The organism is Marinobacter sp. F4218 (genome assembly GCF_019443085.1).
Lineage (GTDB): Bacteria > Pseudomonadota > Gammaproteobacteria > Pseudomonadales > Oleiphilaceae > Marinobacter > Marinobacter albus.
The window spans coordinates 255,776-280,891 of record NZ_JAHZIL010000002.1; the positions used below are offsets into that span (position 1 = coordinate 255,776).

Below are 25,116 nucleotides of genomic sequence, written 5' to 3' on the forward strand. Positions count from 1 at the left end.
GCAGGAGTCTGCGATGCCGTACGGATGCCTTGATCACACTCCAAGAGTGCTTCGGCACCAACTAGCCACGCTAGGCGGACGCGTTAGGCGCGCCGCTGCGTTTCAGCGTTAGAGCAATATAGACAACAGTTAGGCTCAAATGATGGACCTCAATGAATATATTTAAAGGAAGAAATAATGAAGGATATTGAATTTGAAGAAATGAAGCGTGCCCAAGAAAGCTTTCATGATAGAGCGATGAAAATACCTGGCGTACATGGGACAAGTATTGGCCTAAAAATGACCAATAATGAACTCACGGACAAGTTTGCAATTTGTATTCATGTGCTGAAAAAAAAGGAATTTAATAAGATACCGGAACAAGACAGAATCCCAGAGAAAATCAATGGTTTTTTAACCGATGTTATTGAGCATGGCCAGATAAAACCATGCGTAGATGGGGAAAAATATAGACCTTTACAAGGTGGAACACAGATCACGACTGGGGTACCTGCTGGATTTCCAACATTTAAATTTGGCACATTAGGCTGTTTTGTTAGGGATATCGAAACAGGTACAGTGCTCGGACTTTCAAATCAGCATGTATTAGAAAAAGAGATGTATGTGGTGGGCCAACCAACGGCAGTTTTTGAAGAAATCGGTTTGGTAGTTCGTCTGGTAAAAAATGAAAAAGTAGATGCTGGCCTTACTACGATATCATACAGTGATATAAAATATAAAAACTCTATTATAGATATCGGTTATGTTAAGGGTTCACGCAACGTACTCCGTAGCCAGTTTCCCTTTAATGTCAGAAAACGAGGTAGAACAACGAAACTCACTAAAGGGAAAATCACTCATATTATGTCAGGAATAACTGAAGACGGATTGACATATTTCGATCAATTATTCATCCAGCCAGACCCAGGAACAAAATTCATGGAGCAGGGTGATTCAGGCTCCGCATTAGTCGATGACAATACACATGTAGTTGGGCTTTGCTGGGGAGCGACAAAAGAGGGTTGTGGAGTCGCAAATCAAATCAAAGATGTCCTAGAGGAATTAAATGTTGAAGTTTTAACTTCTGGCATGAAGATTAAAAAATACCCAAAATACAACGCTGGAATCCTCAGGAAATTTGAACTTCTGCTCACACGAGGTACAGGAGGAAAAAAATACTGGGACACGTATAAACATTTTGAAGATGAAATCCGGCATATGTTCCACTCAATACCAGAACTACATATGATATGGTTAAAAATGCCTCATGCCGAAATAGTTGAAGAATTAGAAAAATCATTAAGCGACGAAAATTATTGCATCCCTGACCTTATAGGTAATACACCCACGAATACTATGTTTAATGAGTTTAACAAACATTTATCTAACAACACTAAGGAAATAAAACTCAAAAATTCTGCCTCCTCGTTTTGCGAGTTAATTAAAAATAATATCGGCAAGAATTTGCGAGACGTGCTTGATGAATGACATCAGAGCTGGGCGCCGGGGCTCTTGCACTATGGCTCTTTTTAAAGTGAGGCATTACAAGATACTTCAACCGACCGCTGACGCGCCGGTTGATTAAGGCGTTATTCTCGAACCTCAATGTTCGCTTTGCGGCCAGCCACGCCAGATGTAGTCAGCAAGCGTGACTGGAGCAATGTTTTGCGATTTCCGTCAGAATTTGTAGATAGCGCTGCCTTGAATGCGAGTCACGTCGCCCTCGCGATTATCGACTGCGGATCTGGAGGCTTGGGAAACTTCAATACCGTAAGTCAGTTTTGGCGTCGGCCTCCACATGTAGTTGAGGTGAACCAAGGTTCGCTCGCTGTCGAAAGCTGTACCACCCGCTCCGTTTGAAAGGACAAGTCCGTCTTCTAAGGCGTCATCCCAATCCGCCTCGACATAGGAGTAGGCCAGGTTGATGGTGCCAGGCCCGACATCCTGGCTAATACCAAGGGTGCCGCCCCAAGAAAAGACAGTTTCAAGGTCGTTCCCAGCGCGATAAGCGGCGGGTGCGGGATTGAGTTTCATGTACGCACCAATACCGTCTCCTCCTGTGATTTGACCACGCAACGTGGTGCCAGGTGTCACATTCACACTTCCGGCAAGATACGCGCCCCATCCAATCACCGAGTCATCAACGGTGCCATCATCGAGTGCGACCTCTCTCACCACAGCCGCTGCTGAGTATTTCGCGGTATCAAGGCGCGATTCATAGCGCATTGTCAAATCTGGCAGGCTGTCCTTGCGATCAACATCGGTGCCTGCGATTGAACTCCCTCCTACCACTGCACTGTAGCCGCCATCGAAGGAGGCTCCCGAAACAGCACCGTTAGGGTCTTCCAGCGCAACATGGAAGTTCTTCCAGCTATAACGCAGTTGCGCCTGCCGGAGAGTCGCGTCGCGGCCGATTGGACCGGTGAAGTCCAGAGTCGGTGTGGTGCCCGCGAAGGTATGGAAGTTGGTCCAGGTCTGGCCAGCGGTCACGCCGTTCCACGAGCCATAAGCCTGGCGCATTCGGAACCCGCCGAAAAAGAAGTCGCCTTCAATATTGATCACGAGATCGCCCTGATCAGTGGGCGTGCGAGTTTTCACTCCCAGTCGTGACTCATTGGCGTGCAGGTCTGTGTGGCCGCTGGTGGTGGGGCCATCAAGAGCAATGTTATTGAATTTGACGAACTCGCCCAGGCCGTTTGTGCCTGCGCGGATATCGCCAATATCGTAGAGCACGTCGAGCTTTGCATAACCGTACAGTGAGACGGTCGAATCTCCTGCTTCGAAATCCACCGCCGAGGCCTGTGCGGAAAGGGTTAGCGCCGAAGCCAGTACTCCAGCGTTAGTGAGTTTCTTAGAAAACATCATGTCGTATTCCTCTTGTATATTGTTGTTAAATGGGCGTCTTTGTTTTCTTAGGGTTTGATTTCATTGAAGAAGTAAAAGTCTATTTTTATGATCTGAGCTCCCTTGGAGTTGGTCAGTTCGGCTTATTTCCGGACGCAGGAAACCGCTCCTGCCATCCCGAAAGAGGAGAAGTCTTATTGCTGTGAGGCGTGATAGGTTATGTGCCGGAAAATCAGGGTTTGCTTCGTAAGATGCTGCTGATTTCCGGCTTCGGAACGCTAGAACATAAGCTATTCCATGGAGTTGGTTATAGCTGTAGTGTGGCCGCGCCTGAATCGCGAAAGGCATGCGACAACGCCGATCAACGCCCAGCCTGAGATCAGGCCAGCACCCCAGACGACAGAGCCTGACGGTGATATGACCGCCGCGAAGCCAGCGAGGCCGATCGCTGTGCGCATTGCCCAGCCCAGCGGTCGTCCAGCCCAGCCGCCGAATGCAACAGCCCAAAGTGCGGTAGCCAAGAGCAGGGCCATGGCACTGAAAGCTATGTGGATCGCACTGCCTTGTGCCAGCACTCCTAAATCGAATACGAAGGCAAATGGTACAAAGAAGGCGACGAGGCTAAGGCCAAAGGCTGACAGGCTAGTCTTCATGGCAGAGGCCTGGCCCACGCCAGCGGCGGCAAAGGAGGCCAGCGCCACCGGTGGCGTTACCATTGACAGCACGCAGTAGTAGAAAACGAAAAAGTGTGCAGCGAGCGATGGAATCCCCAAATCTTCAATTGCGGGAACAAACAGCACGGCGCCGATGATGTAGGCCGCAACGGTAGGCAAACCCATGCCCATAATGATGCACCCCACCATGGCCACCATCAGCGAGGCGTAAATTGAACCTTCGCTAAGCGATAGCAGGGAACCTGCAAACTTTAGCGCAAGGTTTGACTGCACTGCGACAGCGATAACAATTCCGATAGCAGCGATTGGTACGGCTACCTCAGCGGCTTGACGGGGGGCTTCTCGCAGGGCCTGCATTATTTCTTTTGTACCGATACGAGTGGAACGGCGCAGGAATGGCACGATCAGACAGGTGACGGCAGCAATAACTGCGGAATACGAGGCCGAATAACCGGAAACCAGTAAAAATATTAGCACCAGCAGAGGTGCGATAAGGTGAAGGCGCGGCGCTATGGCCGGAGTCTGGTTTACTTCTTCGTCTGATAAGGGACGCACGCCTCCGCGGCGGGCAGTCAGGTCTACCACTAATAACAGCGCAAGGTAGAATGCGATTGCTGGGATCAGCCCTGCCAGAGCCACTTGTGTATAAGGAATGCCCAGAAATTCGGCCATTATAAAAGCAGCCACACCCATAACCGGTGGCATTAATTGCCCACCCGTTGAGGCGATGGCCTCGATCCCCGCAGCCCGGTGGCCAGGCACCCCAGTGCGTTTCATCAATGGAATGGTGAAAACACCGGTCGATACAACATTCGATACCGCTGATCCGGAAATGGATCCCATCAGAGAAGATCCTATAATCGCAGCTTTGGCGGTCCCGCCAGTTGCGCGGCCTGTAGCGCGAATTGCGAGATCGATGAAGAGTTGACCACCACCTACTGCGGCATAGAAGGCGCCGAACAGGATGAAGTAGAAGATGAAGCTGACCGACGTCGACGTGGTAATGCCAAGAATACCTGCTGTGGTCATTGATGATATTTCGACAGCAGACTCAATTCCGAAGCCTCGAAAATTCAGCCAGCCCGGAAGAATGTCACCCCAAAAGGCATAGGCAATGAAGGCGAGCAATACCCAGACCAGGATCCATCCGACTGCACGCCGGGCTCCCTCTAGAAGTAGGAAGACGAGGAGGACGCCGAAAATTAAATCGACGAGATAAACGGGAGAGACGTTCTCCATCCGTGTTGTCAGCCGCTCAAACCCGATAAGGTAATAGCCCAGCACCGCCGCGGCAGCCAATACCAGTGTGGTGTCAATTGCTACGCGGGACCAACGTGGAAGCCAAGGAGTTTTCAGGGGGCGGTAGAGAAATAGCAATATCAATGCTGTAGAAAGGTGGATGGGCCTTTCAATCAGCGCTTGCTGGGGTGAAAAGAGTAGCCAAACCTGAAAGGCAATGAAGGACACACCGATCAGAAAGGCAAGGACCTGTATGGGATGATAAGTGGTAAGACCGCGCATGGTCTCCTCCCTTAAGAGCGTATCGAAAATCCCGGGGGTTAAAAAAGGCCTCGCCGCAAAGTAGATGCCAACGAGGCAAAGCGCTTACAGAAGCCCAGCTTCTCGGTAGTACCGAAGCGCCCCGGGGTGGAGATCTATCCCGATATTTTTGGGGTTCATTGCCTGCGACGGATCGAAAGTCGACCAGGCTCCATGCGAGGACTTAAGCTCATCCGCGTGCTCAATGATGACTTTGGTAATCTGATACGCGGTCTCTTCGTCAAGTTCAGCATTGGCGATCAGTACTGTGCCCAGATTGGCCCCAACAGTCTCTTGTTCCTGACCTTCGAACCAAGGGCCGTAGTAGCCTCCAGTCAGCCCGTTGCGCTCTAGAAGTTCTACGCTCTCCTGCGGTAAATCAAGGAAGTCGACCTCGCTTGTAAGAGCCACTTCGGTAATCGCTGGGTGGCCTTTAATCATCGTGTCGATGTAGATGTCGGCATTGCCATTGCGCATTTGGTCCGCTACTTGACTGGTGCCCACTTGAATCACGTCACCGCCGTTGCTTTTGATTTCATCAACGCTGGTACCAAGGCTCTCAAAGATCATCTCGGCTGCCGGCACAGCGGACGAGCCCACAGGTTTCATCAGAACGCGCACAGGCTTATCTGATTGCAGGATTTCCTTGAGATCGCTGGTCCCGCGCTCCCGAAGAAACTCTTCACGGGCAATGACTCCGATATAGACCGAGTTCAGACCTCCAACGAGTGCTCGGATATCCGGTGCCGCCATTCCGTTGTATATATCCGATCCTTGTGAGGCCCAGACGGCCGTAGCGACGTTCGAAAGGGCAATTTCAGCTTTTCCGCCTTGGACAACCATGGGGTTGGAAAAGCCGCCACCGCGAGCGATGATTTCAACGGAGTTATCGCCGAAAATCGGCTCGATGAGCCGCTCAAGTGTGGCTGCGAAGACATACCAGGATGAACCCTCGCGCATCGCACCAATTCGAATGTCTTGGGCAAAGGCTGGCGCGGTTGTGAGTGCAATTACAGTTGTTGCCAGCAAGATCTGGCGAAGTTTTCTCATGAAGTTAATTGGCATTGTTTTTCTCCTTGAGATTGTCCCCCGCGCAAGCGGGGGAAGGAAAATTATTTAGGCAAGTCCCTCGACTCGGGCGATACCCGCAGCCTCGAAAGCGGCCTCAATTTCACGCTCGGCGGCATCTCCCAGCGGCTTGAGAGGCTCTCGAACTGTTGCATGATCCAGCAAGCCACGGTAACGAAGACCAATTTTTAGTGCGACGGTCCCTTCCATGTGCGACCCACGGTGGTAGACGGCACGGGTAACTGGCAACAACCGCTCGAAGACCTGACGAGCGGATGTGTAATCCTGCGCCTTACCAGCCTTGATTAACTCAATCAGCAACTCGGGGGCAATGTTTCCATAACCGACGAGCAGACCATCTACATCGAACATGGTTGGTAGCAGCCATTCGTCGTGGCATGACAGAACCTGAAGATCTGGCTGTGCTTCCTTGAGGGCCGGGATTTCGGTATACCAACGTTTCATGTTCCGCACGCCATTCTTTGTAGCGACGACACCCTCTTGGGCTGCGATTTCGAGCTGCGTATCCAAGTCATAGGAGGCCTTGGTGGCATCCGGATACTGGAACAGGATGCACTGCAAACCCGAGTTTTCATAAATCGCTTTGTAGCGATCCTGAGGTGCGCCTTTCTGAAAGCCGAAGCGCAACCAGCCATGGTTCGGATAAACCAAAGCGCCTGTGGCGCCTGCGTCCTTACATTTCCTGGCTTCATCCGCAGCGACCTTGGTTCCCTCGCCAGTGATGCCGGCAATAATCGGGATATCCACGGCATCTGCATAGGCGCGGATCAACTCCAGACGCTCATCTTCGGTCAGGAAGGTACCCTCACCAGCATGGCCGAGGATGACCAGCGATTTCACATCGTCAAAGGTCGCCAGCCATTTGGCGATTCGAACGTTGGCTTCGAAATCAATACTGCCGTCACGGTTAAAGGCAGTAACTGGAGCCGGGGACAGACCGTGAAGATTCATTGGATTCATAATAAACTCTCCTTCGTGTAAGATATATGGAACGTTTCCGGGAACGTTCCCAAGATTGCACCAGATAATGCCTTTGTCAAGTAAAAATGATGGGGCGCCAGTGTGAGGAGTTGAAAAATGGCGGATAAAGAGTGGGCACGCAAATCATCCGAGCGCGTCACCATATTGGATATTGCCCGCGCTGCCGGGGTATCAAAATCGAGTGTTTCCAGGTTCCTGGATGAGCGACTTCCAGCGTCGAATAGCGAGAAGGCCCGGAGGGTTCGACGGATTGCAGAAGAGCTTGGGTATATGCGTGACGCCTCTGCCGCAAATTTGCGCCGCGGTAAAACCGGCTTGATCGGCGTTATCGTACCGCGCCTCACCGATACGGTTATGGCGATGCTTTACGAATCCCTTCAGCGTGCAGCGGCTCGCTTGGGGCATTTCGTCATTGTCGCCACGACGGATGACACACCTGAGGCGGCTCGACGTGCTGCTGAAACGCTCTTGCGCAGGGGGGTAGATGGGCTCGTTCTTTCTATTGCGAGGACCGACGACGAATTCATCGGCGAACTCGCGAACAGAGGTGTGCCCTACGTTCTTGCCCTACGAACTGATGGACAAAGCCGGTCTGCCGTCGGTGATGACAGACTAGGGGGCTATTTGGCGACTCGCCATCTCATCGATCTAGGCCATCGCAGAATCGGATTGATTGCGGGCCCGTCTTATGCATCGAGTGCATCCGGGCGCCAGGAAGGCTATCGAAAAGCAATGTCTGAAGCGGGGATAGATATTGATCCAGACTTGATCATCGAATCCACCTTCGGCATCGAATCGGGAAGTGATGCCGTTCGCAAGATGATGCGCACTTCAAACCGGCCTTCCGCTATCTTTGCCGTCAATGACAACACCGCAATCGGTGCTTTGGCGGCGTTGAATGAACTGGGCCTGTCCGTGCCAGAGGATGTTTCATTGGTGGGCTATAATGACGTTCCGATTGTTTCAAAATTGCCTGTACCCCTCACCTCCGTACATGTTCCCTTCGACCAGATTGCGACAGAGGCGCTCAATCTTCTCTTGGATGAGGAAGAAGAGCCTATAGAGCCGATTAGGCGAGTCACGCCTTCCCTCATCCCCCGTAAATCGTCCAGACAGATCAAACCAGATGGGGCGATCCCAATTCCGGGGAGGCATCGAAGCACCAAGAAATAGCCAGCCTCGACCGAAGCCAGGCTGACTTTGGAGTTGAATGATGCTTTCAAGCCGGATTTTTCCGGCTCTGGGTGGGCCTTATGCGGGGTCAGGGTCACGACCTAAGCAGTGAGTATTGTTAACTGGATTAATTTAAAGTGACGCAGCTTTGCTAAAAACCATGGAAAGGGACTCCTTTTCTGCTATGTCCTTTGTGCAGCGCTCCAAATACGCCCCTCTTAATCGGCTTTATAGCCCCCTCTGAATGTTCGCTTTGCGACCAGGGCATACTCCGGGCCCAGCTAAACAAAAGCGAACATTGGTAAGCCGTTGTAAAACCGCCGGTGGGTAACTCCCTCCGAAAAACCGGCCCCATTCAGCATTGCGCTACCAGACGCCAATGGCGTTAGCGGCTGGCCAAAGGATTACCGGAAAAGGGTCGAAATTAACCGTAACCATCCGGTAAAGCCGTGTTCACGTGCTCCGGGGGTGCGATGTGGACAAACTTAAAATACGGTCCGAAATTAGTCGACCACTACATGGGTGGACTGGATAATAAACCATTGCCTAAATCAAAGCGGATAAGAGCTGCTGGCAGGTCGTGCCCAAAAACAACCGTGACCCCACTTTTCCGGGCCTTCTGGGAATTTCAAGCCGGGGGAAGTCCTCAGTGGGGACTGATATTCTGATTAATCCGGAACAGGTTTTCCGGATCATACTTCTGCTTCACCTCTACCAGCCGCTCGTAAGACTCCCCGTAGGCGAACTCAACCCGGTCGGTATCGTCCTCTGAAAGGAAGTTGATATAGGCGCCGCTGCTGGCATGGGGTTTGGTGGCATCAAAGAATGCGCGGGCCCACTGGCGGCAACGTTCGTCTTCCGCGGGTGTTTCCCAGCGTGCGTGCACATTCATTACATAATTTGCGTCGCGGCTGGAATAGGCCATGGCATCAGGCGCCACCCGGCCGGTCTGGCCACCAATGGAAGCAATAAATATCTCGCAATGGGGCGATGGCAGCTTGTCCCCGTACTCCAGCGCAACCTTTACCACATCGTCGGTCAGCTTTACAAAGTTGTGGGACTTCCAGTAATTGCGCGCACCCTCGGTCAACAGTGGATCAAAGGCCTGCTGCCAATTGACAAAAGGCTGAACACCTACATGCTCGCCATGCAGGTCGCCGAATGAGCGCAGGGGCGCAATCAGTTTTTCGCCAGCCTCCGGATCTCCAACATAGCAGATCGCCAGGGCGACAATCGGCTGGCCGTGGACCGACTCGGGCAGAAAAGGCAAGGGCGGCGCATGACGAATAACCAGCCACACATTGAGCTCATCAGGCATGGTTTCAGTAAAGCGCGCAAACTGCGTCACCACCGCCCTGGCCTGATCAAACGGAAATACCATCAGCCCACTCAACAAATCCGGCCCTACGGGGTGCAGCTCAAACTCGAACCGGGTAACAATACCGAAGTTACCCCCACCACCGCGGGTGCCCCAAAAAAGATCGGAATTCTCGTTGGCACTGGCGCGTGTCTGGCGGCCATCGGCTGTCACCATGTCAACGGACATCAGGTTATCGACGGTCATGCCGTATTTGCGACTGAGCCAGCCAAACCCGCCCCCAAGGGTCAGCCCTGCGACACCGGTTGTGGAATTGATGCCCAGCGGTGTCGCCAGGCCATGCATCTGGGCAGCCGCATCAAAATCGGCGAGTGTACAGCCAGGTCCGACAAACGCACGACGTTTTTCAACATCAATCTCGATGTCCTTCATTTGCGACAGATCAATCATCAGGCCATCGTCGCAAACGGCATTGCCCGCAATGTTGTGCCCGCCTCCCTTGACCGAGATCAGCAGTGACTGATCACGTCCGAAGTTGACCGCAGACACCACATCTTCCACCGAGCTGCACTTGGCAATCAGCGCCGGTTTTCGGTCAATCATGGCGTTCCAGATTTGACGAGCCTCGTTGTAACCGGCGTCGGTCGGCTCAAAGACAGGGCCAGCAAACTGCTCTTTGAAGGTATCAACCGTTCCTTGCTGTAAACTGGTCATAACCATCTCCCTGCCCCAACGGGGCTTGACTCTTTATCCTGCGCCCTTCCAGCCGGAATACCAGTGCATTATTAGACCGTTTCGGGACTACAGCAGAACGATTAGTCATTTTTGGTCAGGCGGCTTTGGTCCGGACGAGTTTCACTAGGTTGCCCACCGCCGCCATCCCGGAGCGCTTGATGCGTTCGTGGGCATCGGCGACGCTCGGCAGATCGCGGTAGAGCTTGATTCCGCAGAGCGGGTTCAGCCTTGTATTCTTGGCCCAGTTTGCCAGATCCGGGTAGGCCGCCCGGGCACGTTCGTTTGCAAGGCCACTCAGGAACGCCGACAGATAATCTGTATTCACGTCCCAGTATGCGATCGGTGGGCACAGGCGATTTTTCTTGTCATCACTGTCCAGAGTTGCCTCGACAACGCCCAGCATCGCGAACTGGTAGCACGCGAACCCCCACAGGAATGGCTGAACGGTTACCAGGCCAGGCTCAAAAATCGGACGAAGAGGCGGGCGCGAAAGCCCTTTCGATGCGCAGTGGACATGCATGGTCCCCTCGCTTGTGGGCACGCTGCCCTCTTCAAGGATGATCTGGTCCCGTTCTATTCGCCGCACATGCCCAAGGCGGATGACGTCCTTGATCTGACGCAGAAGCTCCAGTTCTGCTTCGCTGATCACCGCACCCCGGAACATGGTTGGAACAATGTCGGGGTCAATGCGAAGAAAGAATTTGTCAATTTCCAGCCTCGATACCAGATCCTCAATCGAGGTCGCCTGTGCCATGGCTTCGAGCTGCACAGCCATACCCTGATAAAAATCCGGAAGCAGATCATTGGGCTGGTGAAAGCGGCGGTTCAACCACCATGACTCGCGCGGTCTGATCCACTGAATTGCAGAAGCGGAAACGCCCTGTTCCAGCAGCCAGACACAGGCATCCAGAGCGGTCTTGCCCGCACCGATGATAACGAAGCGTTCCGGGCGGTCCGTGATACTGGCAATTCCACCTGCAGGGACACAGTGAACGCCGTCGGCCACTTCAAACGGCGGCGCACTGGCACCGGGAACGGCGCCTTCGGTATAGGTGGTGTCGACCACCTTACGCCGGACATTCGCCGTCCAGGATTTTTGCCCCAGCCGGGAGGTAAAGTGGCCATCACCCAGATAGTCACAGTTCGGAAAATAACGAACACGGCCACCAGGGAGGAAGTGGCGTTGCATCACGTGGCTGTAGTAGGCCCGGATTTCGTCGACACCGGCGAGCTCGTAGAAGCCGGCATTCGTGCCCGTGCCATCGATGGCATTTTGACCAAGCGGTACCGAACTGACCCCATAAAGGGAAGAAGGCTGGTGCAGGCGGACGTAGGGATAAGCATCAACCCAGTGCCCACCAGGCGCGTGGCGTCGATCAACGATGGTGACAGATGCGTCGGAATGGGTGAGCAGCGAGTCCGCAAAAGCCATGCCCGCAGCCCCGGCACCCACGATGAGATAGTCCGTTTCAAGTTCTTCGTTCATCATGAACTCCCAAGAACGACGCAACCTTTTTCATCGCTTCACGGCTCGATGGCTTCGCTGGTTAGTTTGCGGTCACGTTACTCATTCAGTTTAGCTCGGGTTTCAATCTTTCATTCCGACTTGTTGTAATATTTATGTCGAATAGCCTTCCGTGACGACCGTCGTAAAAGCCTGATTCACAGCCTTGAAGAGGTTGATCCCCGATTGCGTATTAGCCTGAAAACCGAAGGGTTCGAACTAATTGAAGCGGAGAATGGTTAGGTGGGACTCGGGTCTTAATGTCCGCTTTGCGACCCTCCCAGGCATCTTCGATCTCTAAACAAAAGCGAACATTCGAGTCCGCTCCTGCTCAGTGCCTCCAGGCCAAGCACTGATGCTTTATCCAGTATGATTGGTGGAGAAAATCACAGACATCAGATGATTACATGGAAAAGAAGTTGAGGCTGCGATAAGATGCGGTTTTATAGACCTATAGACAGACTGATCAAAGATGCATAGATCGCATTAACGAAGCTGTCAGGTTTCTGCAATATCGAAGATGTCTGTTTACTGCTGTTAGGCATATTTAGCATGGGCTCTAAAAATCTCAGATATTCAATAATTTCAGCAATTGCATTTAGTATTGCTGGCGCATCTGCTTTATTGCTAACTGACCTAGTAGTGGTACCGAGAGCACCGGGAATCCCAATTTCCTTCTATTACTCAAGCAATTTAATTTTATTGGTTTCAGTATCTTTCGTGCCCGCTTGTGTTGCTTATTTAACTTCATATTTTTGGCTTTCAAGAAACATCACCTTCTTTGACGGTTGGCTTAGCGTAGCTGCATTTTCTTGGCTTTCTTTGCTCATAAATCCAGCTGTTTGGTTGTTAGTTCTATCATCATTTTTATTTTTTGGTTTTACAGTGCTTGCAATATTTTTTATCACGGGATTATTGCTCGAATTTACAATTGGGCAACCGGCGGGAAATAATTCCTAACAAGTAACAGTGGTGCCCGAATGGTTTTCAATCAGATCAAAAAGTACATATACGACAAAACAGAATATCTATTTTGAGACAGCCGATACTTCCCAAGGCTATAAAAAATCGGGCATTTGCGGCCTTGCCAAAAAACTTCGATCAGTACCTATAGCGCGAAGTGGATAGCGGATAAAAGGCTGATGCGGACTACATCGACGATGCGATGCCATCGATAGATTTGAATGTCACGCATAGTGGGGGAAGTCCAGATACAGGATGTTTGAGGGTGGTATGAGTAATTTTGTATTACGTGCATTTGGGTATGGTGGTGGAAATGTTCCGTCTATAGTTGTTGTATTAACTGCTGCGACAGTTTCGATAATCTATATCCCTGAATCAATTCTTGGTTCGATCGGATTGGATATCTATAGTTCCGGGCTGGAGCTTTCTGGATGGCTTCAGTATCAGCTTCGTGATATCAGCAACAAGTCTTCTGTTTATCTGTTTTGGCTTGCCTATCCATATGTTTTTCTGGTTAATCTTGTCGCATGGTTTTTTCGTGCAAATATCTATGATTTTTCCGGTTACTGCATGAGAAGAAAAAACATGATCAGAGCCAAAGGTGACCTGGACAAGAAGGATTTTAGTTTGCTTGTTGGCTCTTTCGTGGTAGCGGCCTGCTATATCGTAGTGCTTGTTTTTGTTCGGTCTGAGCCTAGTTTTCTGGGGGATTTTATTCCCAATAAAAACAGGATTGCGTTGACCTTGCTTCACGGCACTGGATTGTTTTCAATTCCGGCAGCTATTTCGGTTTTTTTTGCAGAGTTGCGCTTTTTATTTGATTCTCACAGAGGATTGGAAGGCTAGGGAGGCTCTCCGCAAGATTCGCGAGTGATGCGGGCGCATGATTTGAAGCCTCAATGTCCGCTTTGCGACCTCAGCTAAATGCGAATGTTCGCTTTTCTGACCCGCAGTCGTTTTGAGTTTTTGTAGGGTTTGACTCTGCCGATCAAGATCTCAGTAAGTAAAACTAAACTCAAACTCAACATGGACGATCAGCAATGGCTTCTCCTCGCCACTTATTTCATTTTGGGCTGCTGCCGATCTTCATCTGCGGCCTTCTCATTCATCGCCCAAGCTACTCCGCAGACCTGGAATTGGACAGTCTCAGTGTGCGTGCTCGGGTTTCAGAGAAGACCATGCTTGGAGAAGAGGCAACTGAGGATTTCAAAGAATACGATGTGTCGGCGAACTTTCATTTGCCCTGGAACAACTACTCCAAATCAGGCTGGGGGATCGGCAGCCGTATAATGGCGAGTGGTGGACTTTTGCGGGGATCGGGTAAGAATGCGCTCGTCGTCTCGCTCATCCCGGAATTGACGCTGGGCAGTAAGGGGGGGCGCTTTGTCCTGGACCTGGGCGTAGGTGGAGCTTTGTTCAGCAGATGGCGCTTTGGCACCCAGGATTATGGCGGACCTTTCCAGTTTGCCCTAACCTCAGGCGTCGCTATTCCGCTATATAGAAATTTGGGGCTCGGATATCGGTTCCTTCATTATTCAGATGCTGGAGTTAACGGACCCGACACGACAGGCGCGGATTTTCATATGATCGAGTTCAGCTATCGATTTTGATTTCTGCGTGCCAGATCGGGAGGCTTGTTCCCGACCAGCCTGGGCCACATTTTTCCCCACAGATGCACCCTCGGCTCAGGGCGTTTGCGATGCGGGAATTTCAATCATTTAAGTGTCGTTACCGTCTGATACTACGAGCCATGGAATGTCAACAAGGTTGGATTAGCTGGCTGCATGATCAAAAGCTCAGCAACCTGAGAACTCCCAGCGCCTAAAAAAACTGACATGGTGGTTAAATACGCAATTACGCAGCACACGTGACTCTGTATGCCCCAGAGGTCGTCACTTTTGAATGTTCGCTTTCTCTGACAGGCCAGGACCGAATGTCCGCTTTGCGACCTAAACGGTCAAATGGAATTGTCGGGTGACCCTGGGGCTACGTTCTATTGTCATTGCCACACGCGTTGTATAGATCCTAGCTCCGAACCCTTTATCCTGATGAATTCAAAGGCCAAGGCAGTGGTATTTCCCAGTGCTCAGATTCATCCCAACTGGCCCACCAATAAGAAACCCCAGCATTCGCTGGGTTTTTTTATGGCTCGAATTTAGTCTCTATAATTGATAGAGATCACTTCTCGAGCAGTCTATGATCCGGGATGTTTAAAAGTTAGGAATAACGATATATAAAATAATTATATCTAACTGAATGAAAAGGAGCACTCATGTTCCCGCGTCCCTTCTGGTCACCTCTCTGGGCAGGCATTGCTCTGGGGCTCGCCCTTTTTCTGACTTTTGTCCTCACCGGCCATGGCTTGGGTGCCAGTGGCTTTTTCACTCGTCTTACTGCGGAAGCCGGTCAATGGCTGGCTCCAGAACTGACGGCGGCCAACCGTTATCTCGGCGATTACGTCCGTGGTGAACCCTTGCAGGCCTGGATCACCTGGGAAGTGCTCGGTGCCTTCGTCGGTGCGTTGGTAGGAGCGCTGTCCGGTCGCCGGTTCAGACCGCAGATTGAACGGGGGCCGTCATCCGGGGTGGGTAGCCGGCTTGTCCTGGCTCTGGTCGGCGGCGTTCTGACCGGGCTGGGTGCCCGACTGGCAAGAGGATGCACCAGTGGCCTCGGGCTATCCGGCGGCGCCGCACTGGCAGTCGGTGGTTTTGTATTCCTGATCTGTTTCTTTGCTGCGGGGTTCCTGTTCAGCTTCATTGTAAGGAGGTATTGGCAATGATCTGGCCTCTCTATGATTCCGGTATTGCGGCCGGTTTACTCGCCGGCTTTCTGTTCGGCTTTGTGCTTGAGAATGCAGGTTTTGGAAGCCCCCGGAAGCTCACCGGGCAGTTTCGCCTTGAAGACTGGTCGGTGTTCAAGGTCATGTTCACCGCCGTTATCGTGGCGGCCCTGCTGTTGTGGCTTTCAAAGCAAATGGGGCTGATGGGTAATGGCAGCTATTACGTGCCCTCGCCATTCTATGTCGCGATGGCCGTGGGTGGATTGCTGATTGGTGCAGGATTCGCCATCGGTGGCTACTGCCCGGGCACCTCGGTGGCGGGACTCGCGGGCGGACGCATTGACGCCTTCGTGTTCATGATTGGGATGCTGTTGGGCACTGCGTTGTTCGCTGCCTGGTTCGGACCCCTGGAGCAGCTATACCTCGCTACACCCGGACCTGAAGGGCAAACCCTGATGGATCTGACCGGCGTTCCGGAGTGGCTGATCATTCTTGCTCTGGCGGCCTTGGCCTGGGGTGGTTTCAGACTGGGTAGCACGCTCGAGCGCAAACTTGGCGGGCCGTACCAGGCGTCCGATCTTTACCGGGAAAGCAATAAACAGAACTGAAGGAGCACTGCCATGACCATTTATCGTTTCAAGCGCGCCGCATTGCCAATGGCTATTACCATCGCATTGGGTATGGGGGTTACCGGGTGCTCCGATTCCCAGAATCCACCAGCAACCCAGGCCCAGACAAGCAGTCAAACGGCAGCCGCCAACCCCTGTGCTGCCGCGAACCCCTGCGCTGCGGCCAACCCTTGCGCAGCGTCGAATCCGTCGGCAAACCCGTGTGCGGCTGGTTCCGGGTCAGACAGTGGCGCCGGGGGAGCCATGCCGGCTGCCGTTCCGCGTAGCGCCACACAAAACCCTGACCGCGCTTTGCCGTATGCCATTGAAAACGACTGGGCCAAGGTGCCGTTTGGCAGCGAAATGCCTCCGGTTGTGAAGAACTACAATCGTCCGTCGCCATTCATTGCTGCCGGAGGGTATGTCGAGAAGGGAGCGATGACTGAACTGAAGGCACAGGGTTTCAAGACGGTGGTCAGTCTGCTCACGGAAGAAGAGGGCGTGGCCGAGGAGGAAACCGAGGCACACGCGGCTGGCCTGAATTTCCATGGCCTTGGGGTTTCGACCACCGCGCCCACCTGGGACCAGGTGAAAGCATTCTCGAAGATCGCCTCATCGCCGACAAACTATCCCATCCTGGTGCACTGCGCGAGCAGCAATAGGGTAGGTGCCATGTGGGCCCTGTACCGGTTCCATATGGGTGTGCCGGCGGAAATTGCCATTGAGGAGGGGCGAGCGGCCGGTCTGAAGACCAGCAGGGAAGGCGCTGTCCGGGAACTGATGGGGCTCTGATGGAGATTCAGCCCGACCTCTCGGCGATAGCGGATGAAGAACTCGAAAATCTGCTGGACTCGGCCAGCCGGGTCCGGGAGTGCTATCGCGTGCTGGAGAAAGGCGGGCTGAATATCGTTGGTGAAATCCTGAAGGGGCAAGGCACCTTCTATGAGATGGAGCATTACCCCAAGGGCGATGTCTTTGACCGGGATACCCGATGCCAGTATTACTACCACGCCCATCGCCCTGACAGCCCTGAGCATGGGCATTTCCATACCTTTCTGCGGGTGCCGGACGAGGTTCACGGTGAGGATCGGACGATGCACCTCGTTGCCATTTCCATGGATGCCTGGGGCTATCCGATCGGTCTGTTCACCACCAATCGCTGGGTGACCGACGAGAAGTGGCATACTGCAGACCAGGTCATCCCTCATCTGGGAGAGTTCGAGATTGACCATGCCTCGCCAAGCTGGCCCGTAAACATCTGGATAACCCATTTCATTCGTCTTTACCGGTACCATGTGGCTGGCTTGCTCGAAGCGCGTGACCAATTGATCCAGAGCTCAGGGATTCCGCTACGAGAGATCCTTGAAAACCGGGACTTCGAGGTGTTAAGTCATTGTTCCGTTGACCTGAATGCCTGGCAGGACACTCTGGTTCGGGAATGCCGGCATCGGAATCTTCAGTAAAACCTTATCGGAGACTGTTTTGGCCATTCGTATTGATTGTTTTTCCGGAAACGGGATCTCTCCTTACATGGATGATCTTGCTCGCCTCAGGATCCGGGTATTCCGAAGCTTCCCCTATCTCTATGACGGGGATATGGACTATGAGCGCAGATATCTGGACACCTATGCCTCATCGCAGGACAGCCTTTTCGTGCTTGCTAGAGACGGAAAGCAAATTGTTGGTGCGGCCACCGGAATTCCCATGGCCGACGAAACCGAAGAGTTCAAGCGCCCTTTTGTTGAGCAGGGATACGATCCAGACCGCATCTTCTACTTCGGCGAATCGGTGCTGTATCCAGAGTACCGGGGCCAGGGGATTGGTGTGGCTTTCTTTGATTACCGTGAGGCCTATGCCCGAGAACAGGGCCAGTTTACCCATTGCTGCTTTTGCGCTGTCGAGCGGCCGGAGGATCATCCGCTGCGCCCCCTTGATTACCAGCCACTTGACCGGTTTTGGCGGAATCGGGGCTATCGCAGGCTACCGGAGCTGAACACCCGCTATTCCTGGAAAGATGTGAATGAGTCCGAGGAGACGGAAAAGCCCATGACTTTCTGGATACGGGAACTTTGAAACCTCAGTATCTCACCCCGAAATTGTGGAATTCCCCATTGGCCCGCTGCTCCTCAACCTCGATATCCGTTACTTTGGCCGCAGGCGGCCCTTCCTGGCACCATTGATGCAGTTGCCGGAGTTCCTCGGGGCTTCCTTCGGCGATGACTTCAACGCGCCCGTCCGGCAGGTTTCGAGCATAGCCGCAGAGACCCAGGCGCCTGGCTTCCTCTTCGGTGGAGGCCCGGTAATACACCCCTTGAACTTTGCCTGAAATCGTCATTTTCCAGCGTTTCTTGTCCATATCGGTTCTGCACTCCGTTACATGTTAGCCTGAGGTCAATCTAACTCCCCGGCCGGAAGCGATTCAAGGAAGGGTAGCGCCATGTTTGCCAAACACAATAACACCGGATTCGCCGACGCCCTGATTTGTGAGGCGGAGGGGCTTGAAAGCCTCCGGGCCGCGTTGGAACAGGCAGGGGTGACGGGTATCCGGATCCCGGAAGTCCTACACGTCAATAACGATCTTCTGGAAATGACGGCCATACAGTCGAAGCCCGCTACTGATGAGGCCCTCTCGATGCTCGGTGAAGGGCTCGCCCTGATGCACAAGCTGAAGCAGGATCAGTACGGCTGGAGCCGAGATAATTACATCGGACTCTCTCCTCAACCCAATCGGTGGTCGGATTCCTGGGGGGAGTTTTTTGTCAACGACCGGCTGGGTTATCAGGTGGGCAGGATCAGAGTTCCGGAGATTCGGGCTGAATTCGAGGGAATTCTCGAACGCTACGGGAAGGGACTGACCGGCTGGCTGGATCGTTCCTGCGAGCACCCGAGCCTGCTGCACGGCGATCTCTGGAGTGGAAACGCCCTGTTTGATGCGAGCTCGCCCTGGCTGATTGACCCTGCAGTCTATTGCGGGGACAGGGAAGCGGACCTGGCGATGACCGAAATGTTCGGTGGCTTCGGGCAGCCGTTCTACGAGGCCTACGACCGCATGTATGCCCGCACACCGGAGTATCCCCGCAAGCGGGATATCTACAACCTCTACCATTACCTCAACCACTACAACCTGTTTGGCGGCGGTTATCTCGGTGGCTGCCAGCGTGGATTCGACGCCGTACGCGACGTTTGCTCTCAGATGACCCCGTAACTGCGTAACAGAAAGACCCCAATCGTGACAGTGACGCTCGCCATCAATGTGGTCAGCGCAATGATGTTGGCCGCCAGGCGGTCATTGCCCCCGAGCGCCTTGACCATCACGAAGCTTGCCGCCGCGGTAGGACTGGCGAAGAACAGGAACATAAGCCCCAGCTCCGGGCCCCGAAAGCCGGCAAGCCAGGCTGCCGACGTGCACAGGGCGGGCAAGACCACCATTTTCAGCGTGCTGGAACTGAACGCCGTTCTGCTGTCACTGCGGATTGCGCTCAAGGATACGGTGGCGCCAATACAAAGAAGCGCGAGGGGCAGTGTAAGGGAAGCAAAGTAATCGCCTGATGTCATAACCCACGTCGGTAACCGGACGTCGAGCCAGGCGAAGGGGATGGCCACCACCACAGAGAGGATCAATGGATTGCGAACAATGTCGTGAAAGATCTTCTGCCAGCTGGCGGATTGCCCCGGTTGGTAGGCAATCAACACGGTTACCGACAGGGCGTTGTAGGAGATGATCACAAGCCCCAGGAGTATGCCGCCTGCCGATAACCCGAAGTCACCGTACAGGTTGGCGGCCAGTGCCAGCCCCACAATTCCGCAGTTGCCGCGAAAGGCGCCCTGGACATACACACCCCGGTCCTCCCGGTCGACTCGCCAGAGCGACCAAAGCCAGGCAATTCCAAAGCTGGCGAGAGTCGCAAGCAGGAAAAATGCGAGCAGCCCGGGGTTCAGGGCGGTATCCAGATCCGCCCGGATAATACTCAGGAATACCAGTGTTGGAAGTGTTGCTTTGAAGACCAGGGCAGACGCTGTATGGATGAAGGCACTGTCTATCCAGCCAATGCGGCGAAGTCCCAGCCCGATAAAAACCATGGCGAAAACGGGGAGGGTGGTCTCCAGGGTTTGCAGGAAAATCGCAGTCAGAGTCATGCCGGGTTCTGATCCAGTAGTCGGCGAATGGAATGCGGAACGAGTCACGCATCAAGAGCGAGATATTGTAAGTGGTTGGTAGGTAGTAAACTATCATCACAAAAGGGGCAGCCTGAACGAAAGGTAATGAAATCGCTTTCGCCCCAGCACCCGGGCTGGGATATAGTGATGGCCGGATGCTGCAAAATTAGAGGATCAGGATGGAAGCCATAAATCCCACCCACGAGCAACTTCAGAAAGTGCTTGCGGATACCCCCAAAGACCAACCCGTGGTCATGCTAAACCTCCTGAGGTTCCGGGATCGAGCCAACTACACTGACGAGTCACCTGAACGGTCAGGCTGGGAAGCTTACACACTCTATATGCAAGAGGCCGCTGCCTGCGTAAAGGCTGTTGGTGCGGAAGTGATCTGGTCCGGGCACAGCGTCGGTTCGTTGATTGCGCCGCCTGATGAATCCTGGGATCAGGTTCTTCTGGTTCGCTACCCGTCGATTGATGCGTTTATGGCGATGATTGAAAGTCCCGATTATAAGGGGGTCGTGAAGCATCGTACCGCCGCCGTTCAGGATTCCCGGTTGGTAGCCAATCTGGAGGATCGGGCTTAGGCCCCCAGTATCCCGGTTTGCTTCAACATCATGTAGCTGGCGGTACCTGCGGCGATGGACAGCAGAGCATTGCCTCGCCACAGGTGCAGGCAGACCACCAGAAGTCCGGGAACCAGGGCGTCTAGGCCCGGCACGGATCCGGTCCAGCTCGCCGAGCGCTGGAGGAATATCACCGCCAGCAGAGCCATTACTGAGGCCGGTAGGTAGCGCCCTAGATGCTGGACGAGTGGATGGTCAGTGTGGCGTTCAAAAAACAGGAACGGAATCACCCGCGTCGCGAACGTTGCGACGGCCGCGACAGCTATGAACGCGGCAATGTACGTCGTTTCATCCATGACTGACCTCCCCGTCTTTACGTCTGGCTTCCGACCTCCGGTAATGTAAGAGCAATACCATGGTGACAATGCCGATTGCGCCGATCAGTTGGTGCGCCGGCGGTATGACCACCATTGCGGTGCCCGCCGCCGCAGCGCCGGTCCAGATTGGGAAGCTGTCTCCGAGCGCCTTGAACTGCTCCAGCGTCAGGACGATGAACAGGGCAACCAGAGCGAATTCGATCCCGGTGCTGTCAAATACCACATTGTCTGCAAGGACCGCACCGAGGGTACAGCCGATCACCCAGTAACTCTGATTGAAAGCGGTAATGCGAAAATCCACCGTTTGCTCGTATGCCCTGTCGGCCCCACGAGGCCGGCTGGTCAGAAGTGAATAGGTTTCATCGGTCAGTCCAAAGATCAGGTAAAGCTTGCGCCAGCCCGCGCCCCGGAATTGCCCAAGAAGAGACAGGCCGTAAAACAGATGCCTGGCGTTCAGGACGAACATGGCCACGAACACCTCCACGAGTCCCGCGCCGGCGGCCAGCAGACTGACGGCCAGAATCTGCCCGGCGCCGGCGAAAATCAGGATCCCCATCAACGGGGCAATCCACCAGGCGAAGTCCAGCTGGGTGGCGAAAAGCACCCCGAACGCCATACCCAAGGGAAGATAGCCAAACAGGATGGGCAGTGTGAGCCTGAAAACGGAGTGATTCATTAGCGTCCAACCTTTCGTGAGTCGGGGGATGATAGGCAATCGAGGCCGGTTTTTGAAGCGATCCCGGGTCGGACGTAGGTCTGCAATGTTGGATGAAAGCGCTGATTTCCTGGGCGCAAACATTGAGAATACCCGGTCCGCCAGCGAGGCCCTGCGGAGGGATGCTCTGACCATGCGTCAGTTAACTGCCCACTTTAAAACCGGCAATGATGCCGCTTAGCACCTGGGACGGCCGATTTCGGAACAAAAGGCTTCTCTCGCCCGACCATAGTCCTTACCATGTCCGACAAGACAGGAGGACCCATGACCGACGACGCAGCCTTTCAGCCCCAACCGGACCCCCGACAGGAAAAATTCATTGTTGACAGTGAATTACTGACGGAAGACCAGATTGACGGGCTGGTTGATGAGTACTGCACCCGGTACCATGGGCTCAACGATACTGAGCACCCCCTGGCTGAACGAAGCCGGGTGCGGACCGCAGTCAAACGAGGCGACCTGGTCGTCTGGTTTGACCCGGTGGAGAATACCGCTGGGCTGGGTGCGCCATCTTGAGGTATTGTCTAAGGAGAAGTTAGGGTTAATCCTGTCCGGATGCTAAGGTACCCGGTACACTCCCTCAGTTTTCCCGTAGTCCGTGTACGAGGTGAATTTTGATCAGGGTATTGGTTGTCGATGACCACGAGCTGGTGCGTTCCGGGATTACCCGGATGCTGGCGGATAACCCCGACTTGGAAGTCATAGGGCAGGCGTCCTCCGGCGAGGATGCCATTGATTTTGTCCGCCGGGAACAACCAGACATTGTCCTGATGGACATTCGGATGCCCGGGATCGGCGGTCTGGAAGCCACCCGCCGCATCCTCAGGATTGATGATTCCGTGCGCGTGATTGTCGTGACGGCCTGCGCTGACGATCCCTATCCGACCCGCGTTATGCAGAGCGGGGCGACGGCTTACATCACCAAGGGCGCCGACATAAAAGAGATGGTGCGCGCTATTCGCATGGCCCACTCCGGTCAGCGCTACATAAGCCCTGAAATCGCTCAGAAAATGGCGCTCAAGCAGTTGAGTGGTGACCGGGAAGACGACGGTGAGCTGTCCCTCTTTGAGCGGCTCTCCGAGCGTGAAATGCAGATTGCGATGATGGTTGTGGACTGCCAGAAAGTTCAGGACATTTCGGACAAGCTGTGCCTGAGCCCGAAAACGGTGAACAGCTACCGGTACCGCATTTTCGAGAAGCTGGAAATTTCCAGCGATGTTGAGTTGGCCCTGATGGCCGTCCGGCTCGGGTTGCTTGATGCCGACAAGGTCTGAGCCCGCCAGTTATCCAGCGGAGTTCGACAGCAAGAACTTCCTGAAGCAGCTCACAGAACGGCCCGGCGTCTATCGTATGTACGATGAAGACGGTTCGGTGCTGTACGTGGGCAAGGCGCGAAACCTGAAAAAGCGGGTGAGCAGCTATTTCCGCAAGACCGGGTTGGCGCCGAAAACCGAAGCCCTGGTGGCCAAAATCTCGTCCATAGAGGTCACCATCACCGGAAGCGAAACCGAAGCACTTCTGCTTGAACAGAACCTGATCAAGTCCCTTCGGCCACCGTATAACATCCTGCTTCGGGACGATAAATCCTACCCCTATATTTACCTCTCGTCTCATAGCGACTACCCCTCGCTGACCTTTCGGCGAGGGCGAACGAAAAAGGGTGGCGGAACCTGGTTCGGGCCCTTCCCAAGCTCCGGAGCAGTCAAGGAAAGCCTTAACGTACTACAAAAGGTTTTCCGCATAAGATCCTGTAGTGAAAGCTATTTCAGAAACAGAACCCGCCCTTGCCTGCAGTATCAGATCAATCGTTGCACAGCGCCCTGTGTCGAGTACATCAGTCCGGAGGACTACCAGGAGGATATTCGGCACGCCACAATGTTCCTGGAAGGCAAGAACCCTGCAATTCTTCATGATCTGATGAACGCCATGGAGGCAGCCTCGAAGAACCTTGAGTTCGAGAAGGCCGCAGCGTACCGGGACCAGATCAATCACCTGCGCCATGTTCAGGAGCAGCAGTCCGTTGATGGTGAAGGCGGGGACGCCGATGTGATTGCCATTGCCCAGGATGCCGGTATCGTGTGCATTGTGGTGATTATCGTGCGCGGTGGCCGGGTGCTCGGCACCAAGGACTATTTCCCCCGCTATTCCATAGAACAAACCGAAGGAGAGTTGTTAAGCGCGTTTCTTGGCCAGTATTATTTTGGCGGCAACACCCGTCGGGAAATTCCCCGGGACATCCTGGTCCCGGTCGACGTTGACGGGCAGGAGCTGTTGGCGGAAGCGCTGTCAGAGGCGGCCAGCCGGGAAACGCGGATTCGTGGCAACGTCAGAGGTGAACGCCGGCGCTGGCTGGAACTGGCCATGACTAACGCCCGCCAGACCCTTTTGACTCATCTGGCGAGTAAGGAGACGGTTTACCGTCGGTTGCTGGCGCTGCGCGACTTGCTGGAGCTGGCTGAAACGCCGTCCCGTATGGAATGTTTCGACATCAGCCACAGCCATGGGGAAAATACCGTCGCATCCTGCGTGGTTTTCGACGAAAATGGCCCCTTGAAAAGTGACTATCGCCTGTACAACATCGAAAATATTACCGCAGGGGATGATTACGCGGCCATGCGACAGGTTTTGAGCCGTCGCTACAAGCGCATGGTAGCCGGGGAGGGCAAACGTCCCGATCTGGTTTTTATTGACGGTGGTAAGGGCCAGTTGAATATTGCCCGGGAAGTGTTTGACGAGCTCGGGATTTCGGATATACCGCTGATCGGTGTTGCCAAGGGCGTTACCCGAAGAGCGGGCATGGAACAGTTGATCGATGCCATGACCGGCGATGTCTTCCGGGTGCCTGCCGACTCGCCGGCACTGCATCTGATCCAGCATATTCGTGACGAATCGCACCGGTTCGCGATTACCGGCCACCGGGCCCGTCGGGATAAAAAGCGGCGTCAGTCGACCCTCGAAGGCATCGAGGGCGTCGGCCCCAAACGACGGCGTGATCTGATCCGGTATTTTGGTGGGATACAGGAACTCCGCAAAGCCAGTGTGGATGAGATGACCAAGGTTCAAGGCATCAGCAAGTCATTGGCGGAAAACATCTACGCAGCGTTGCATGACGATTAA

Annotated in this window: 25 protein-coding genes; 15 read left to right on the forward strand and 10 right to left on the reverse strand. The window is 53.8% G+C overall.

The window, feature by feature from the left end:
• Positions 1–177: 177 nt before the first annotated feature.
• A complete protein-coding gene (locus tag K0B93_RS01585) occupies positions 178–1,467 on the forward strand; it encodes a S1 family peptidase (RefSeq protein WP_219865514.1) in 1,290 nt (429 codons plus the stop codon).
• 189 nt (positions 1,468–1,656) lie between these two features.
• Here K0B93_RS01585 and K0B93_RS01590 read toward each other — a convergent pair whose 3' ends face one another.
• The 4 genes from K0B93_RS01590 to K0B93_RS01605 form a co-directional block, all read right to left on the reverse strand.
• Positions 1,657–2,844 (reverse strand): DcaP family trimeric outer membrane transporter, encoded by a 1,188-nt coding sequence (locus K0B93_RS01590; protein WP_219865515.1) that lies wholly within the window; start codon positions 2,842–2,844, stop codon positions 1,657–1,659.
• 269 nt (positions 2,845–3,113) lie between these two features.
• Complete coding sequence (locus K0B93_RS01595) at positions 3,114–5,018, reverse strand: TRAP transporter permease (RefSeq protein ID WP_219865516.1); 1,905 nt, start codon at positions 5,016–5,018, stop codon at positions 3,114–3,116.
• An 84-nt stretch (positions 5,019–5,102) separates the two neighbouring features.
• Complete coding sequence (locus tag K0B93_RS01600) at positions 5,103–6,101, reverse strand: TAXI family TRAP transporter solute-binding subunit (protein WP_219865517.1); 999 nt, start codon at positions 6,099–6,101, stop codon at positions 5,103–5,105.
• Between the two features lie 51 nt (positions 6,102–6,152).
• A complete protein-coding gene (locus K0B93_RS01605) occupies positions 6,153–7,085 on the reverse strand; it encodes a dihydrodipicolinate synthase family protein (protein WP_219865518.1) in 933 nt (310 codons plus the stop codon).
• Between the two features lie 117 nt (positions 7,086–7,202).
• Here K0B93_RS01605 and K0B93_RS01610 point away from each other — a divergent pair, with 117 nt between their 5' ends.
• Entirely contained in the window at positions 7,203–8,279 is a 1,077-nt protein-coding gene (locus tag K0B93_RS01610; RefSeq protein ID WP_219865519.1) for a LacI family DNA-binding transcriptional regulator, read from the forward strand.
• Between the two features lie 646 nt (positions 8,280–8,925).
• On the opposite strand, the gene K0B93_RS01615 is transcribed toward K0B93_RS01610, so the two are convergent.
• Entirely contained in the window at positions 8,926–10,311 is a 1,386-nt protein-coding gene (locus K0B93_RS01615) for an FAD-binding oxidoreductase (RefSeq protein WP_219865520.1), read from the reverse strand.
• A gap of 115 nt (positions 10,312–10,426) precedes the next feature.
• Positions 10,427–11,818 carry an NAD(P)-binding protein gene (locus tag K0B93_RS01620; RefSeq protein ID WP_219865521.1) on the reverse strand — a complete coding sequence of 464 codons (1,392 nt, stop codon included), beginning with the start codon at positions 11,816–11,818 and terminating at the stop codon, positions 10,427–10,429.
• A 570-nt stretch (positions 11,819–12,388) separates the two neighbouring features.
• On the opposite strand from K0B93_RS01620, the gene K0B93_RS01625 reads away from it, so the two are divergent.
• From K0B93_RS01625 to K0B93_RS01660, 8 genes are all read left to right on the forward strand, one after another.
• Positions 12,389–12,796 carry a hypothetical protein gene (locus tag K0B93_RS01625; protein ID WP_219865522.1) on the forward strand — a complete coding sequence of 136 codons (408 nt, stop codon included), beginning with the start codon at positions 12,389–12,391 and terminating at the stop codon, positions 12,794–12,796.
• A 273-nt stretch (positions 12,797–13,069) separates the two neighbouring features.
• Positions 13,070–13,645 carry a hypothetical protein gene (locus K0B93_RS01630; protein ID WP_219865523.1) on the forward strand — a complete coding sequence of 192 codons (576 nt, stop codon included), beginning with the start codon at positions 13,070–13,072 and terminating at the stop codon, positions 13,643–13,645.
• Positions 13,646–13,839: 194 nt separating this feature from the next.
• A complete protein-coding gene (locus K0B93_RS01635; protein ID WP_219865524.1) occupies positions 13,840–14,409 on the forward strand; it encodes an acyloxyacyl hydrolase in 570 nt (189 codons plus the stop codon).
• Positions 14,410–15,071: 662 nt separating this feature from the next.
• Positions 15,072–15,578, forward strand: coding sequence for a YeeE/YedE thiosulfate transporter family protein (locus K0B93_RS01640; protein ID WP_219865525.1), 507 nt, complete (start codon positions 15,072–15,074; stop codon positions 15,576–15,578).
• Positions 15,575–16,186 (forward strand): DUF6691 family protein, encoded by a 612-nt coding sequence (locus K0B93_RS01645; RefSeq protein ID WP_219865526.1) that lies wholly within the window; start codon positions 15,575–15,577, stop codon positions 16,184–16,186. The genes K0B93_RS01640 and K0B93_RS01645 overlap by 4 nt, the downstream gene beginning before the upstream one ends.
• Before the next feature lie 12 nt (positions 16,187–16,198).
• Positions 16,199–16,978 carry a fused DSP-PTPase phosphatase/NAD kinase-like protein gene (locus tag K0B93_RS01650; protein WP_219865527.1) on the forward strand — a complete coding sequence of 260 codons (780 nt, stop codon included), beginning with the start codon at positions 16,199–16,201 and terminating at the stop codon, positions 16,976–16,978.
• The gene (locus K0B93_RS01655) at positions 16,978–17,649 is read left to right on the forward strand and encodes a DUF6969 family protein (RefSeq protein ID WP_219865528.1); all 672 of its coding nucleotides are present in this window, start codon (positions 16,978–16,980) and stop codon (positions 17,647–17,649) included. The genes K0B93_RS01650 and K0B93_RS01655 overlap by 1 nt, the downstream gene beginning before the upstream one ends.
• Before the next feature lie 67 nt (positions 17,650–17,716).
• A complete protein-coding gene (locus tag K0B93_RS01660) occupies positions 17,717–18,259 on the forward strand; it encodes a GNAT family N-acetyltransferase (RefSeq protein ID WP_228743163.1) in 543 nt (180 codons plus the stop codon).
• Positions 18,260–18,263: 4 nt separating this feature from the next.
• On the opposite strand, the gene K0B93_RS01665 is transcribed toward K0B93_RS01660, so the two are convergent.
• Positions 18,264–18,542, reverse strand: coding sequence for an acylphosphatase (locus tag K0B93_RS01665; protein WP_219865530.1), 279 nt, complete (start codon positions 18,540–18,542; stop codon positions 18,264–18,266).
• Positions 18,543–18,623: 81 nt separating this feature from the next.
• On the opposite strand from K0B93_RS01665, the gene K0B93_RS01670 reads away from it, so the two are divergent.
• Positions 18,624–19,391, forward strand: coding sequence for a fructosamine kinase family protein (locus K0B93_RS01670; RefSeq protein ID WP_219865531.1), 768 nt, complete (start codon positions 18,624–18,626; stop codon positions 19,389–19,391).
• Here the strand turns inward: K0B93_RS01670 and K0B93_RS01675 are convergent.
• Positions 19,376–20,323, reverse strand: coding sequence for an AEC family transporter (locus K0B93_RS01675; protein ID WP_219865532.1), 948 nt, complete (start codon positions 20,321–20,323; stop codon positions 19,376–19,378). The genes K0B93_RS01670 and K0B93_RS01675 overlap by 16 nt on opposite strands.
• A gap of 200 nt (positions 20,324–20,523) precedes the next feature.
• Here K0B93_RS01675 and K0B93_RS01680 point away from each other — a divergent pair, with 200 nt between their 5' ends.
• Positions 20,524–20,928 carry a DUF1330 domain-containing protein gene (locus K0B93_RS01680; protein ID WP_219865533.1) on the forward strand — a complete coding sequence of 135 codons (405 nt, stop codon included), beginning with the start codon at positions 20,524–20,526 and terminating at the stop codon, positions 20,926–20,928.
• On the opposite strand, the gene K0B93_RS01685 is transcribed toward K0B93_RS01680, so the two are convergent.
• Both K0B93_RS01685 and K0B93_RS01690 read right to left on the reverse strand, forming a co-directional pair.
• The gene (locus K0B93_RS01685) at positions 20,925–21,263 is read right to left on the reverse strand and encodes a branched-chain amino acid transporter permease (RefSeq protein WP_219865534.1); all 339 of its coding nucleotides are present in this window, start codon (positions 21,261–21,263) and stop codon (positions 20,925–20,927) included. The two genes, K0B93_RS01680 and K0B93_RS01685, sit on opposite strands and share 4 nt — an antisense overlap.
• On the reverse strand, positions 21,256–21,960 hold the full coding sequence (locus K0B93_RS01690) for an AzlC family ABC transporter permease (RefSeq protein WP_219865535.1): 705 nt from the start codon (positions 21,958–21,960) through the stop codon (positions 21,256–21,258). Before K0B93_RS01690 ends, K0B93_RS01685 begins: the two co-directional genes overlap by 8 nt.
• A gap of 303 nt (positions 21,961–22,263) precedes the next feature.
• On the opposite strand from K0B93_RS01690, the gene K0B93_RS01695 reads away from it, so the two are divergent.
• The 3 genes from K0B93_RS01695 to uvrC all read left to right on the forward strand — a co-directional run bounded on the left by K0B93_RS01695 (position 22,264) and on the right by uvrC (position 25,116).
• Positions 22,264–22,515 (forward strand): hypothetical protein, encoded by a 252-nt coding sequence (locus K0B93_RS01695; RefSeq protein ID WP_219865536.1) that lies wholly within the window; start codon positions 22,264–22,266, stop codon positions 22,513–22,515.
• A gap of 98 nt (positions 22,516–22,613) precedes the next feature.
• Positions 22,614–23,273, forward strand: a complete 660-nt coding sequence (gene uvrY / locus K0B93_RS01700) for a UvrY/SirA/GacA family response regulator transcription factor (protein WP_219865537.1) — start codon at positions 22,614–22,616, stop codon at positions 23,271–23,273.
• A complete protein-coding gene (gene uvrC, locus K0B93_RS01705; protein WP_219865538.1) occupies positions 23,257–25,116 on the forward strand; it encodes an excinuclease ABC subunit UvrC in 1,860 nt (619 codons plus the stop codon). Before uvrY ends, uvrC begins: the two co-directional genes overlap by 17 nt.

Coding starts and splice junctions, on each gene's coding strand:
- K0B93_RS01585 (WP_219865514.1), top strand. CDS start 178: ATGAAGGATATTGAATTTGAAGAAATGAAGCGTGCCCAAGAAAGCTTT.
- K0B93_RS01590 (WP_219865515.1), bottom strand. CDS start 2,844: ATGATGTTTTCTAAGAAACTCACTAACGCTGGAGTACTGGCTTCGGCG.
- K0B93_RS01595 (WP_219865516.1), bottom strand. CDS start 5,018: ATGCGCGGTCTTACCACTTATCATCCCATACAGGTCCTTGCCTTTCTG.
- K0B93_RS01600 (WP_219865517.1), bottom strand. CDS start 6,101: ATGCCAATTAACTTCATGAGAAAACTTCGCCAGATCTTGCTGGCAACA.
- K0B93_RS01605 (WP_219865518.1), bottom strand. CDS start 7,085: ATGAATCCAATGAATCTTCACGGTCTGTCCCCGGCTCCAGTTACTGCC.
- K0B93_RS01610 (WP_219865519.1), top strand. CDS start 7,203: ATGGCGGATAAAGAGTGGGCACGCAAATCATCCGAGCGCGTCACCATA.
- K0B93_RS01615 (WP_219865520.1), bottom strand. CDS start 10,311: ATGACCAGTTTACAGCAAGGAACGGTTGATACCTTCAAAGAGCAGTTT.
- K0B93_RS01620 (WP_219865521.1), bottom strand. CDS start 11,818: ATGAACGAAGAACTTGAAACGGACTATCTCATCGTGGGTGCCGGGGCT.
- K0B93_RS01625 (WP_219865522.1), top strand. CDS start 12,389: ATGGGCTCTAAAAATCTCAGATATTCAATAATTTCAGCAATTGCATTT.
- K0B93_RS01630 (WP_219865523.1), top strand. CDS start 13,070: ATGAGTAATTTTGTATTACGTGCATTTGGGTATGGTGGTGGAAATGTT.
- K0B93_RS01635 (WP_219865524.1), top strand. CDS start 13,840: ATGGCTTCTCCTCGCCACTTATTTCATTTTGGGCTGCTGCCGATCTTC.
- K0B93_RS01640 (WP_219865525.1), top strand. CDS start 15,072: ATGTTCCCGCGTCCCTTCTGGTCACCTCTCTGGGCAGGCATTGCTCTG.
- K0B93_RS01645 (WP_219865526.1), top strand. CDS start 15,575: ATGATCTGGCCTCTCTATGATTCCGGTATTGCGGCCGGTTTACTCGCC.
- K0B93_RS01650 (WP_219865527.1), top strand. CDS start 16,199: ATGACCATTTATCGTTTCAAGCGCGCCGCATTGCCAATGGCTATTACC.
- K0B93_RS01655 (WP_219865528.1), top strand. CDS start 16,978: ATGGAGATTCAGCCCGACCTCTCGGCGATAGCGGATGAAGAACTCGAA.
- K0B93_RS01660 (WP_228743163.1), top strand. CDS start 17,717: ATGGATGATCTTGCTCGCCTCAGGATCCGGGTATTCCGAAGCTTCCCC.
- K0B93_RS01665 (WP_219865530.1), bottom strand. CDS start 18,542: ATGGACAAGAAACGCTGGAAAATGACGATTTCAGGCAAAGTTCAAGGG.
- K0B93_RS01670 (WP_219865531.1), top strand. CDS start 18,624: ATGTTTGCCAAACACAATAACACCGGATTCGCCGACGCCCTGATTTGT.
- K0B93_RS01675 (WP_219865532.1), bottom strand. CDS start 20,323: ATGACTCTGACTGCGATTTTCCTGCAAACCCTGGAGACCACCCTCCCC.
- K0B93_RS01680 (WP_219865533.1), top strand. CDS start 20,524: ATGGAAGCCATAAATCCCACCCACGAGCAACTTCAGAAAGTGCTTGCG.
- K0B93_RS01685 (WP_219865534.1), bottom strand. CDS start 21,263: ATGGATGAAACGACGTACATTGCCGCGTTCATAGCTGTCGCGGCCGTC.
- K0B93_RS01690 (WP_219865535.1), bottom strand. CDS start 21,960: ATGAATCACTCCGTTTTCAGGCTCACACTGCCCATCCTGTTTGGCTAT.
- K0B93_RS01695 (WP_219865536.1), top strand. CDS start 22,264: ATGACCGACGACGCAGCCTTTCAGCCCCAACCGGACCCCCGACAGGAA.
- uvrC (WP_219865538.1), top strand. CDS start 23,257: ATGCCGACAAGGTCTGAGCCCGCCAGTTATCCAGCGGAGTTCGACAGC.